This window comes from Microbulbifer sp. ABF4_143 (assembly GCF_056160225.1).
In genome coordinates this window covers 177,219-190,320 of the sequence record NZ_JBSWWT010000005.1, presented here as the reverse complement: position 1 = coordinate 190,320, position 13,102 = coordinate 177,219, and the positions used below count along the sequence as shown (strand labels likewise).

General features: G+C 59.9%; 5 protein-coding genes. 3 read left to right on the top strand and 2 right to left on the bottom strand.

Features of this window, described 5'->3' with window-relative positions; translation table 11 throughout:
* The gene (locus ACXAF3_RS05950) at positions 1-9,363 is read left to right on the top strand and encodes a calcium-binding protein (protein ID WP_475111375.1); all 9,363 of its coding nucleotides are present in this window, start codon (positions 1-3) and stop codon (positions 9,361-9,363) included.
* A 94-nt stretch (positions 9,364-9,457) separates the two neighbouring features.
* On the opposite strand, the gene ygfZ is transcribed toward ACXAF3_RS05950, so the two are convergent.
* On the bottom strand, positions 9,458-10,501 hold the full coding sequence (gene ygfZ / locus ACXAF3_RS05945) for a CAF17-like 4Fe-4S cluster assembly/insertion protein YgfZ (RefSeq protein WP_475111374.1): 1,044 nt from the start codon (positions 10,499-10,501) through the stop codon (positions 9,458-9,460).
* 134 nt (positions 10,502-10,635) lie between these two features.
* Here ygfZ and ACXAF3_RS05940 point away from each other — a divergent pair, with 134 nt between their 5' ends.
* Together ACXAF3_RS05940 and ACXAF3_RS05935 are read left to right on the top strand one after the other, a co-directional pair.
* The gene (locus ACXAF3_RS05940) at positions 10,636-10,881 is read left to right on the top strand and encodes an FAD assembly factor SdhE (protein WP_475111373.1); all 246 of its coding nucleotides are present in this window, start codon (positions 10,636-10,638) and stop codon (positions 10,879-10,881) included.
* Positions 10,856-11,305, top strand: coding sequence for a protein YgfX (locus ACXAF3_RS05935; RefSeq protein WP_475111372.1), 450 nt, complete (start codon positions 10,856-10,858; stop codon positions 11,303-11,305). Before ACXAF3_RS05940 ends, ACXAF3_RS05935 begins: the two co-directional genes overlap by 26 nt.
* Positions 11,306-11,332: 27 nt before the next feature.
* On the opposite strand, the gene nadB is transcribed toward ACXAF3_RS05935, so the two are convergent.
* Positions 11,333-12,940 carry an L-aspartate oxidase gene (gene nadB, locus ACXAF3_RS05930; protein ID WP_475111371.1) on the bottom strand — a complete coding sequence of 536 codons (1,608 nt, stop codon included), beginning with the start codon at positions 12,938-12,940 and terminating at the stop codon, positions 11,333-11,335.
* Positions 12,941-13,102 lie beyond the last annotated feature (162 nt).

Genomic DNA, 13,102 nt, shown 5'->3' with positions numbered 1-13,102 from the left:
ATGATTACCGTAAACGGACAGCTGACGGAAGAGCAGTATAAGGAATTGCGCTGGAATGTGATTCGTTACATGGAAGAAGTGGGTGGTGAAATCTCATGGGAGCCGTATCTTGATTCGGCAAATCCACCACAAGTTACCATTGGAGTGGGCTTCAACATTCAGGGGCACCCTGATTTAAGGTTGCGCGTATACACGGAATTGCTGGGTTTGGATTTGGTAGGTGATGCAAATTATATAGATCGATTGGATGCAGCTATCGAAAATGGCCAGTTGGATACTCTGAATGGCATCATGCTGGAACGCTACAATGCCGCCACTCCTGAGCAGCAATCTGGAATGCCAAGCTCCTTCACAATTCCCCATGACGACCTTGAGACGGCGACGCAGACAATTCGCCGGATTTTTGACGAAGAAGCTGGTGATCCGGCTAGTCCAGAGGTGGGAACCTTCGAAGCAAGATTGAATGAGTGGCTTGGCGCTGAAACACTTGTTACCTCCAGCGAGCGAGTGGCATTACTATCGTTGATGTACAACAACGTACTGCCAAGTAGCCCGAAGTTGCAGGCAGCAGTACGTGATGGTAAGCGTATTCGCGCCTGGTTTGAAATTCGGTATGCCAGTAACCCTGAAGAAGGTGGGAATAAGAGAGATAGCGGCCTTGCCAAGCGCCGTGCATATGAAGCGGCTTTGTTTGGTTTGTATGATAACCGCTCTGAACAAGAGCAGGCGCAGGATATCTTTGATTTCTTGAATTCTGCCGATCCTTATGATGGGAGCCAAAGGGTTATCGATCGAATCCTTTACTATGAAGGTTATACTGGAACCTCAGGCTACGTTTTCAATAGTTGGATCAATGAGAGTACCGTTCGAGACTACGCGATCAAAGATCCAGGTTTGATCCAGCAGGTATCTTTCCAGACTTTATTTCTGCCAGTTGTCAATGAGCTGGCTGAGCTCTATGCGACTGATGGTTTGGCTGAAACGGATGAATCTATCCGTGTAGTTCGGTCGCTTACTTCTGGTGCAGCCATCGACAATGAAGCGGTTATTGGTCTGGAAACCAATGGTGCGATTCAGGCGACGGACTTTGGAGAGGCTGGCAATGGCAATGATCTGTTGATCGCCGTTAAGGAGTCCGGACAAATTCTTAACGGCGGTGGAGGCAGCGATGTGCTTATCGGGGCATCGGGTGTCGATACTCTGAATGCTGGCGATGGCGGTGATGTTCTGATTGGTGGCGGCGGCGGAGATGAGCTACTTGGTCAGAGTGGTGAAGATACTCTGGTAGGTGGTGATGGTGCAGACACGCTTAATGGTGGAGCAGAATCAGATCTTTTGCTTGGTGGCGATGGCGGGGATACATATGTTTTCGTCTCCGGCGACGGTGTAGACACCGTAGTAGATAGCTCGACGGGCAATACCCTGCAACTGGACGGTAGCGCCATCCCCGAACTGACAGGGGTCTCCACCTCGAATAAAATCTACGAGAACGAAGACGGTGATATTCGTCTGGTCAAAACGGGCGATGGTTTTGTCGTCATCTATGGTGATGCGTCCCAACCGGTTTCCGCCATCCATGTTAGCGGTTCGGATGAAGACTTCGGGCTAACCCTCAGTGATTACCAGGAAGAGGATACTGCCCAGCCAGAAATGGATCCGAACAGTTTTAAGGTAGGGGACAGCAATCTTGGCACGGAGGGGAATAAAGAGTGGTTTGATTTCGATTACAGAAGCAGAAACTCGGATTTCAAGTCGCAACCGATATTCTTCGATGCAAGCCTGATCAGCCCGGACAATCCGGATTTTCCTGAAGACCCCGGGGTCAAAAGCTGGCTGTTTGATGGCGGGGATGCCAATGACACACTGATTGCCGATACGGACCATATCAATCCCGGACTTTTCGGTATGGATGGTAATGACACTATCGTCATCGGGGCTGCCGGTTGGGCCTGGGCTACCGGTGGCGAGGACAACGATTATATCCGGCATACCAGTGGCGAAGGTCGCCTCTTTGGCGATTATCATATTCCTGAGGAGCCGCCGGAAGAATACCGTGAGTACGACGGAGAGGGCGAAGATATATTGATCAGTGAGTCCACGGGCTTTAAAACCCTGGACGGCGGCGGTGGCGAGGACATATTGATCGCGGATGCCGGTGGCGAGGGCTGGTTTGCGGGAGGGAGTGGTTCTGACCTGATTCAGGGTGGAGCTGGCAAGGATTATATTTTTGGCGACGGTCGGATAGCACTGGACCAGGAATGGAATGAAGGTGAAGGAACTGTCTATGTACAGTATCGAGTACAGGACATTTTTATCTCCGACCTGGAATACGACGACGTTATTGATGCAGGGGAGGGGGAGAACGTTGTGTTCGGCGGTGCAGGTAGCGATACCATCACCACCGGAGATGGAGACGATGAAATCTGGGGTGACGTCGCTAGCAGCCAGTTCCTTGGCTCAAACATACTCCCGAACGATATTCCATTGGATATGCATGGGGACGATGTGATCTATGCCGGCGGCGGCAAGAATCAAATTGTCGGCGGTGGCGGCCATGACATCGTTTTCGGCGGCGAAGAGGTTGACTGGATCTGGGGGGATGGTCCCACTCACAAAGACCTTGAAGGCGGCAATGACTACCTCAACGGCGGCGCCGGCAACGACTATATCCATGCCGGTGGTGGTAATGACACTCTGATCGGAGGGGCCGGCTTCGATTTTATGCGCGGCGGCGATGGCAACGATACTTATATCTTCAATTCGGGGGACGGGATTGATTACATTGAAGATAGCGACGGCGACAACCGGATCGTGATTAACGGCGTTTCATTACAAGATAGCCATCTGTATCTGTACGGTGACTTGGGCTATGGGACGGATATGGATATGTCGATCGCCTATGGCAGCGGCGACATGCTCGATCTTCCCGAAGCAACCCTAACTGCCAGTACGGTAGTGATAGGCGGAGTTGCCTACGACTTTTCCGATCTCAGGAATGCCTACACCCAGCAGTGGCTGCGTAGAGCCGATGCCATGCTGGATGCCGTCTCGGGCGACTCTGGCGGTTCAACCGAAAGTGCGAGCGCTGAACCTGAAACCCAGAGCGCCGCTGCCCTGAATGCTGCTATCGCCCCCATGGAAGTCGCGGCAACAGAAGCAAGCACGACGCTTACCGCCTGGTACGGGGGGCAGCTGGTCGCCATCGATTCCAGCGCTGTTGGCATAGACCCTCAGGATCCCAGCACCTGGCTGCAAAGCGGCGCCGTCTCTCTTACTGGCATACTCACCTTCTACACCGATGCTGAAGGTACCGTCATGGCCGGCGTTCCAGACGGCGAGGGCGGCACACTGGTGCCAGCGGGCGCAGTAACGGAATACCGGCTGCTATCCGACGGTTCCCTGTTTTCCCGCGAACCCGACTTTGCGCAGGGGGAAGCCCCGGCTCTGGGGCAGGGCGCAGAGCCGCCCGCTGGTGCCGAAGGTGACACCTCCGGCATTAATGCCGACGACGAGATTATCGATGGCACTTCTAGCGACGACACCGTTAACGGCGGCGCAGGCCGTGACCTGATTCGCGGTGGCGGTGGCGCCGACACACTCGACGGCGGTATTGGTGGCGACATACTGCTTGGCGGCGCCGGAGGTGATACTTTGCTCGGTGCCGACGGTGGCGACTTCCTCTATGGCGATGCCGGTGACGACCTGCTGCAGGGCGGTGCCGGCAGCGATAGCCTTCAGGGTGGCGATGGCAACGATATTCTTCAGGGCGGCGCCGGCGACGACCTGCTCAAAGGCGGCAGTGGCAATGACTCCTTGAGTGGTGGCGCCGGCTCGGACCAGTACTTCTTTGGTCTCGGCGATGGTCAGGACACTATCGACAACAGCGGCGATACCGGAACCAGTACCATCGCCTTTGCCGAGGATATCAGCCCCTACGCCGTCAAGGTGACCCGCAGCGGTGACGATCTGGTTCTGGAGGTCGGTGACGGAGGGGATTCAGTCACAGTTACCGGCTACTTCGCCAGTGATGCCACTACGGTACGCGCCGTGGACCAGATAGAGTTCAACAACGGCCAGACTGTTTGGAGTGTCGACGATGTCAAGGCAATGGCGCTGATTGGCGATGCTACGGACAACACCCTGCTGGGCTACAACAACAGCGACGATATCCTGGTTGGCGGGGCCGGCAACGACCTGCTTAGCGGCGGCGCCGGCCATGACAGTCTCGAGGGCGGTGCCGGCGACGACACTCTGCAGGGCGGCAGTGGCGACGATACCTACCTGATTAATTTGAACGAAGGTGAAGACCGTATTGTCGAGCTGGCCGGGGAAAACAACCGGCTGCAGTTCGGTGCGGACGTGGCCGTTGCGGATGTGAAAGCCATCCGCAATGGAGACGATCTGGTGCTCTCCATTGCCGCTGGTTCCAGTGCTGTTACTGTTGCCAATTACTTCGGCACTGCGGGAGAAACGCTTTCCACCATAGCGTTTGACGATGGCACTAGCTGGGATCTGGCCCAGGTGAAGCAGCTGGTGCTTACCGGTACCGATGCTGCGGATACCATTACCGGTTACGACTCCGACGATACCCTGGACGGCCGCGCTGGCAACGATCTGCTGACCGGCAACGGCGGCAGTGATACCTATCTGTTCTCTGCTGGCGATGGCGCGGATCGGATAGTGACCGGCGAGCAGGATAGCGCCACCACGGAAACCATCCGTTTCGACGACACGGTCAGCGAAGCCTCGGTTGCCGTCGTGCGCCAAGGCGACGACGTGATCCTGAACTACGGAGATGGAGACTCGGTAACGGTAAAGGATTTCTTTGTCGCGGAGGCTACGACGGCTTCTGCCATAGACCGGGTGGAGTTCAACAGTGGCACCGTGTGGACCGCCGCGGATCTGAAAGCGAAAGTCCTGTTGGGTGACGGCGAGGCCGACACCATCGAGGCGTACAGCTCGGACGACCTGCTGGTTGGCGGTGGTGGCGACGATACGCTGCTGGGCGGCGGCGGTGACGACACTTATCGTTTCTCCGCCGGTGACGGCGCGGACCTGATTGACGACGAGTCCGGAGACCAGGATCGAATCGAGTTCACCGATGTGAATCCCGCGGACCTGCTGCTGCGCCGCGATGGCAACGACCTGCTGATCACCAATAGCGGCAGCGGCGACACCATCCGCGTGCGCGATCAGTTTGCGCTGGTGGCCGGCGCGGTCAGCGCTTCGGCTATCAACAGCATCACCTTCGCCGATGATACCGTCTGGGATCACGAACAGATCAAACAGCAGGCCCTGGCTGGCACCGGGGTGGCGGACGAGATTTTCGGCCATGCGGATGCGGATATCGTACACGCCGGCGCCGGGGATGACATTGTCTACGGGGCGCTCGGCAATGACACCATTTATGGTGAAGGCGGCGCAGATACCCTGTACGGCCAGGGCGGCGACGATGAAATCCACGGGGGCGATGGCAACGATTACCTCGATGGTGGTTCCGGCTACAGCCGCCTCTACGGCGATGCCGGCGACGATACGCTGATTGGTAGCGGCGAACTGGACGGCGGCGACGGCAACGACACCCTGAACGGCCAGGGCGGCGATATCCTGATCGGCGGAACCGGCAACGATACCCTGCAGGGTGCTTCCGGTAACGACATCTACCGCTTCAGCGCCGGGGATGGCATCGATCAGATCGACGACCAGGGCGGTGACCTGGATCGGTTGGAGTTTACCGACGTCAATCCCCAGGACCTGCTCCTGCGCCGCGATGGCAACGACCTGGTGATTACCAATTCCGCAACCGGGGACAATATCCGCATCGCGGATCAGTTCTCCAGCCAGGCGGGAGTTGTCGCGGGAACCGGTATCGACGGTATCGTTTTTTCCGATGCGACTGTCTGGGACTACGAGCAGATCAAGCAGCAGGCGCTGGCGGGTACCGATAATGCCGATACCATTTACGGCCATGCGGACGACGACAGCGTAACTGCCGGTGCCGGCGACGATACCGTCTACGGCCAGGGTGGTGGCGATACTCTCTTCGGCGGCCTGGGCCAGGACAGCCTCTACGGCGGCAGCGGCAATGACGAGATCCACGGTGGGGATGGAGTCGATACCATTTTCGGTGGCAGCGGCAGTGATCAGCTCTTCGGTGACGACGGCAACGACGTACTCGAGGACTACTCTGGTGTGAATACGCTGCACGGCGGCGCCGGCGACGATCAGCTGAGCGGAAACGGCAGCCTGTTTGGCGATGCCGGTGCCGACACACTGACGGGTACCGGCGTGCTGGACGGTGGTGCCGGTAACGACACCATCTCTGGCGAGGGCAGCGATACGCTGATCGGTGGCAGCGGCGACGACGTGATCACCGCATTCAGCGAGGCCTTTACCCAGAACAGCAATGTGATCGAGGGTGGTACAGGCAACGATATCCTGTTCGGCTCCTTCGGCGATGAGGAGTACCGTTTCAACCTCGGTGACGGGCAGGACACCCTGACCGAGCGTCGCCAGGGCGAGGACTACAGCAATGTGGATCCCTCATTGGATACCCTGGTGTTTGGTCCGGGCATTGCCCAGTCCGATCTGCAGTTCGAGCGCCACGGCAACGACCTGCTGATCGCGCACAGCAACGGCACCGACTCCATCCGGGTCACCGACTGGTACAGTGGCGTTACCGACCATTTCAAGATCAACTCAATTCAATTCGACGATGGCTCCAGCCTGAGCCTCTCCGAAATAGAGACTCTTGCGGTTACTCACGGTACTGCCGCAGACGATACCCTGGCCGGTTATCGAAACCTGGATGACACCATTCGCGCCGGCGAGGGCAATGACCAGGTCTGGGGCCGGGACGGCAACGACACCATTTACGGCGAAGCCGGGGACGACTATCTCGATGGCGATGCCGGTGACGACCGGATCGAGGGCGGCGCCGGCGCCGACACGCTGGTGGGTCGCGCGGGAGCGGACACCCTGATCGGCGGTGCGGGAGATGACAGCTATATCTATCTACCGGGGACCGGTGCTGATGTGATCGACAACAGCGGCGGCGGCTACGATGGCCTCTTCTTCAACAACGGCATCGACAGAGACCGTCTGAGCTTCCAGCGCGACGGCGACGATCTGCTGGTTCTGGTGGACGGGGATCCCGAACAGTCCGTGCGGGTACAGAATCACTTCCTCGGCGGCGACCACGCCATCGACTTTGTACAGCCGGACGGCGGCTTTTTGCTGGATGAGGCGGAGATCAACCAGATGGTTGCTGCCGGCGGCAGCGACTTCGATGCGGTAGTCGAAGGCACCGCTAGCGGGGAGCAGCTGGTCGGTACCACTGGTAAAGATCAAATAAAAGGCCTCGCCGGTGACGACACACTCTTCGGTATGGCCGGTGACGATGAATTGCTGGGCGGTGCGGACAACGACTACCTGGCCGGGGGCAACGGCTCCGGCAGTGGCTCCGGCAACGATACGCTGATGGGTGAGGGCGGTGACGACATCCTCTCCGGTGAGGATGGCGACGACCTGTTGATCGGTGGTCTTGGTGACGACCGCTACTACTACACCGCCAATGGCGGTATCGATATCGTCGACAACACCGGCGGCGGTTTCGATGGTGTTTTCTTCCTGGGCGGCATTGCCAGAGGCCAGTTGAGTTTCCACCGGGAGGGTGACGATCTGGTGATGCTGGTGGACTCCGACCTGAACCAGCAAATCCGGGTTACCGATCATTTCCTCGGCGGCGACACTGCCATCAGCTATGTACAGCCCGACGACGGCGGTGCATCGATTATGGCGGCGGATATCCCAAGTCTGCTCGAGGCATTGCCGGATGAAGGCGGCAGCGGTGGCGATCCAGTTGATCCCGGCGAGGGGGAAGAGCCTCCGGCGCCCGAAATCGGCGGCGACGATACGGTAACCGGTACCGCGGGCGACGATGTCCTCTTGGGTGGCGAAGGTAACGACACGCTGCAGGGCGGCAGCGGCAACGACCTGCTGATTGGCGGTGCCGGTGACGATCTCTATATCTATACCGGCGGTCAGGACAGGATAGACGGCTCCGGTGGCGGCACCGACACTTTGCGCTTTGCCAACGGCATTACCTTCGGTGAAGTGGCCTCCTACCTCAACAAGTCGGGCGATGACTTGATTTTGAAAGTCAACGGTGGGCCCGACCAGGTCGCGATCAGCGGTTTCTTCCTCGGTGGCGAAAACCTGGTGGAAACCATCGAGTTCGAAACCGGAGGTTCACTGACGGCCCAGCAAATATTTGATGCTTTCGGCTTAACCATGCCCACCCCTGACACAGGTTTCGATACCACTGTCGAGGGCACTACCGGAGACGATGCCGCTTTGTCCGGCACGGCCGCACGTGATCTTATTTGCGGCGGCAATGGTATGGATGTGCTGAACGGCGGCGCCGGCGACGACCGGCTCGAGGGTGGCAATGGTGCCGATACGCTGGCCGGCGATGCCGGAGACGATCTGCTGATGGGTGGCCGCAACGACGATATCTATATCTTCCGTTCCGGCGATGGGCAGGACATTATCGACAACAGCGGTGGCGGCAGCGACGAGCTGCATTTTGACGGCGTTGATTTTGGCCAGGTCTCCAGCGGGCTGATGAAGAGCGGCAACGATCTGGTACTGAATATCAGCGGCGGCAGTGATTCTGTCACCATCAGGAATTGGTTCCTGGGTGGAGACTATGTGGTGGACAGCATCACATTCGCATCCGGCGGCAGCATCACATCGGAGCAGATATTCGGTGCCTTCGGCCTTTCGAACCCCGATCCTCTCGGTTCTCCCGATTATCAGGGGCTGCCCGACGAGCGCGGCTATGCCAACCTGGTCGCTGCCGATGCGGCTGCGCAAACCATTTTGGGCTCATCGGATGCCGACTTTATCGATGGTGGTGCTGGCGATGACGCTATCGCTGGAGGGCTTGGGAATGACTACCTGATAGGTGGCGATGGCAGCGATACCTATCTGGTGGGTGCGGGCACCGGGCAGGATAGGATCAACAACCTGTCCAACAATCCCGGATCTGATGTGGATGTCTTGCAATTCCTGGCCGGCTTCGATGAGGACAATCTCTGGTTCAGTCGCGATGGCGATAACCTGGTTGTGGATGTGATCGGCTCCGATGAGCAGGTAACCATCCAGGGCTGGTACGCGGACAGCGGTCAGCAGTTGGATGAAATCCGCACCGCTGACGCAGTGCTGCAGGCTGACATGGTCGACAACCTAGTGAATGCCATGGCGGCCTTCGGAGCACCGCCCGCAGGGGATGCCCAGTTGCCGCAAGAGGTGCGCGATGAGATAGAGCCGGTAATCGCTGCCAACTGGCAGGCAGCTTAATTATGTAGGAGCGGCCCGTGGCCGCGATCGATGTCGGAGATAATCCGATAGTCCGATCGCGGCCATGGGCCGCTCCTACATAAACTGATTCGGCTTATGCGAGTGGATCTGCATCCGCGTCGTAGGGCAGCTCCAGAATCTCCAGTGCGCGGCCGTCTGCGAGTCGCAACTCTTCGCCGGCGGCCACCTTGGCAATGGTCAGCACCGCCAGCAGCTCTATCCCCTCCTCACTGCGGCAGGCCTCCACCAGGTTGCCGATGCTCGACTCGCCCTCGCCGTAGATCTCCAGTCCCGGCGCGGGGATCTCCCCGGAGGTGCACCTGGCGCGGTACAGGCGGCGTTTGGCGGCGCCGCGGAACTGCATGCGCGCGATCACTTCCTGGCCGGTGTAGCAGCCCTTCTTGAAGCTGACACCGCCGAGCAGGTGCAGGTTGGCCATCTGCGGAATAAACATTTCGCTGGTGGCGGCGTACAGCTGGGGGATGCCGGCCGCTATCCGCAGCTGCTGCCAGTAGTCGTAGCCGGCGGCCTCTGCCTCGGCATTCAGTTGCTGCCAGAGACTCCGCGCCTGCTGGTTCGGCACCAGTACCGCCACCTGTTGTTCGTTCAGCGCCTGGGCTATGGCGCGCTCGCCGTTCAAGTCAAACGGGCGAACTTCGCCGGCGCTCAGGCCGTCCAGCCCCAGCAATTGAGCCGCGCGTGCGGGCGCCTTCTTGCCCTGCAGGCCGAGCCAGCGGCATTCGTCACTGATGTCCGTCAGCTCTGTCTTGAAGAAGACCGCGTACTTGGCCAGCGCCTCGCGGGCAATGGGGGCCAGATCCCGCGGCAGGCGGAGAATCAGTTCATCCTGGGACAGCTTGAGCGCGCTGAAGGCGCTGATCATACGGCCCTTGGGGTTGCAGTGGCTGCCGAGGCTGCTGTGGTTGTCCGGCAGGGTGACCAGGTCGCAGGTGAGCTGGCCCTGCAGGAACTTCTGGCTGTCCGGCCCGGCGATGGAGATGGCGCCCAGCGGACTCAGGTCGATCAGGTGCAGCTCAGCCTCCGTCTCCGGGAAGTGGGCGCGGGGGCTCTGGGTATCGGCACCCTCCCAGATGGCGCCTTCGCCGCTCAGAAATTCCTGCCACTGCTGCTGGTCCATTGTCCTGCCACCTCCGGGTTGTCTGGAGCGGATTATTTGGGGGTAGGGGCCGCTTTTTCAAGTTTGTTGTGGCTTTTCAACTTTGCAGGGGAGGGGGGTATACTGCGCGCTCTTTGACTGGGTTGGAATGAAGTATGGATCGCAACCGCCTGTTTTGGGCCAGCCGCCGCGGCATGCTGGAGCTGGATCTGGTACTGCTGCCGTTTCTGGAGAATGTCTACGACAGCTTGGACGAGGCCGATCAGCAGCGCTATATCAAACTGCTCGACGAGCAGGATCAGGATCTGTTCGCCTGGTTTCTGCGTCGCGAGGATCCGTCCGATCCGGATCTGTTGCGCATAGTGCAGATTATCCGTGACAACACAGGCCTGCAAGAATAGCCGCCCTCAGTATTTCGAACGCTGCGCCCGGCTGAATTGTGCCGTGGCGCCCTCCCGCCTTCTGTTTATTCTGCTGATTCTGATCGCGCTGCAGGCCCTGGCGCTGCTGTGGTGGTGCCGCCTGCCGCTGTATCTGTTCCTGCCGGCGGCGCTCGCGGTGCTGGTCTATGCAGCCTTTGAGTGGCGTCGCCTGAAATCGATGTGCGGGGTGCTCGGCACCCGCGAGCGGCGCTGGTTCTGGCAGCCGGCGGGCGGACAGCCGCGGGAATTCGAGTTTCGCGGCGAGCTGGTGTTGTGGCGCTGGCTGATCGTGATCAACGGGCGGGATCTGCGCGGGCGGCGCCTGCGGCTGGTATTGGCGCGGGACTCGATGGCGCGGGACGACTGGCGCCGGTTGCAGGGGGCTTTGCGGTATTCCCGCTAGGCGAACACAAGGTTCGCCCGGCGAAATTCAGACAAACTGCCGCTGGTCGGCGAAATTCTCCGGCACCAGGATGGTGTCCATCGCCAGCTCGCGCAGGTCCGGATAATCCAGCGAGTAGTGCAGGCCGCGGCTCTCCCGCCGCTCCAGGGCCGAGCGGATGATCAGTTCGGACACCAGCGCCAGGTTGCGCAGTTCGATCAGGTCGCTGCTGACCTTGTAGTTGGCGTAGAACTCGCGGATCTCCCGCTGCAGCAGGCCTATGCGGTGCTGGGCGCGCAGCAGGCGCTTGCGGGTGCGCACTATGCCCACATAGTCCCACATAAAGCGGCGCAGTTCGTCCCAGTTGTGGGAAATCACCACGTCCTCGTCCGAGTCGGTCACCCGGGATGCGTCCCAGGCCGGGGCCGGGCGGGGCGGCTGCACCGAGTCCAACGTCTGTTCCAGGTGCAGCGCCGCGGAGCGGCCGTAGACCAGGCATTCCAGCAGCGAGTTGCTGGCCAGGCGGTTGGCGCCGTGTAGGCCGGTAAAGGTGGTCTCGCCGATCGCGTAGAGCTGGTCCAGGTCGGTGCGGCCGTGCTGGTCCACCATGATGCCGCCGCAGGTGTAGTGGGCTGCCGGCACCACCGGAATCGGCTCCCTGGTGATGTCGATGCCGTACTGCAGGCAGTTCTGGTAGACGGTGGGGAAGTGGCCGCGCACGAAGTCGGCGTCCTTGTGGGAGATGTCCAGGTAGACACAGTCGGCCCCCAGGCGCTTCATCTCGTGGTCTATGGCGCGCGCGACTATGTCCCGCGGCGCCAGTTCGCCGCGCTTGTCGAAGCGGTGCATAAAGCGGCTGCCGTCCGGCAGTTTCAGCTGCGCGCCCTCGCCGCGCAGCGCTTCTGTGACCAGCGATGCCTTGGCTTTTGGATGGTAGAGGCAGGTGGGGTGGAACTGGTTGAACTCCATATTGGCCACCCGGCAACCGGCGCGCCAGGCCATTGCGATGCCGTCGCCGCTGGCGCCGTCCGGGTTGCTGGTATAGAGGTAGGCCTTGCTGGCGCCGCCGGTGGCGAGCACCACCGCCTTGGCCTGGAACAGCTCCACGTCTTCGGTATTCTTGTTGTAGATATAGGCCCCGGCACAGCGGAAGCGGCCCTTGTCCGGGTCCGGCTGGCGGATCAGGTCCAGGGCCACATGGTGTTCGAAGCAGTCGATATTCTCCGCCGCGCGCACCCGCTCGATCAGGGTGCTGTGCACCGCGCGGCCGGTGGCATCGGCGCTGTGGATAATGCGGCGGTGACTGTGGCCGCCTTCTTTGGTCAGGTGGTAATCGCCTTCCTCGCGGGTAAAATCCACGCCCTGGTCGATCAGCCACTGAATGGCGGCGGTGCTGTTCTCCACCGTGAAACGCACTGCCTGCGGGTGGCAGAGGCCTGCGCCCGCGTCTAATGTGTCAGCAATGTGGGACTCCACCGAGTCCATCTCGTCGAGCACGGCGGCAATACCGCCCTGGGCGAACCAGGTGGAGCCGTCCTGCAGCCGCTGTTTGGACAGCAGGGCCACGCGATAACGTGCCGCCAGGTGCAGGGCCAGGGTCAGACCCGCGGCGCCGCTGCCGATCACCAGCACGTCGTAGTTTGCTTTGGCATTCATACATTTCATTTATGTTTAGGGGTCGCGTAGTATAGCGCCTCCCTGAATTTCGTCGATTTGACCCGGAACTTATGTCCTATCGCCAGTGTCTTGAGTGTCTCGAACACCACAGAATAAACGCCTGCGCCGGAAGCCCCGTTTTCGCATCGGGTGGCGCCCGCG

Bases quoted from the DNA above. Each gene is read 5' to 3' on its own strand.
- ACXAF3_RS05950 (WP_475111375.1), top strand. From the start codon at position 1: ATGATTACCGTAAACGGACAGCTGACGGAAGAGCAGTATAAGGAATTG.
- ACXAF3_RS05940 (WP_475111373.1), top strand. From the start codon at position 10,636: ATGGATCGCAACCGCCTGTTTTGGGCCAGCCGCCGCGGCATGCTGGAG.
- nadB (WP_475111371.1), bottom strand. From the start codon at position 12,940: ATGAATGCCAAAGCAAACTACGACGTGCTGGTGATCGGCAGCGGCGCC.
- ygfZ (WP_475111374.1), bottom strand. From the start codon at position 10,501: ATGGACCAGCAGCAGTGGCAGGAATTTCTGAGCGGCGAAGGCGCCATC.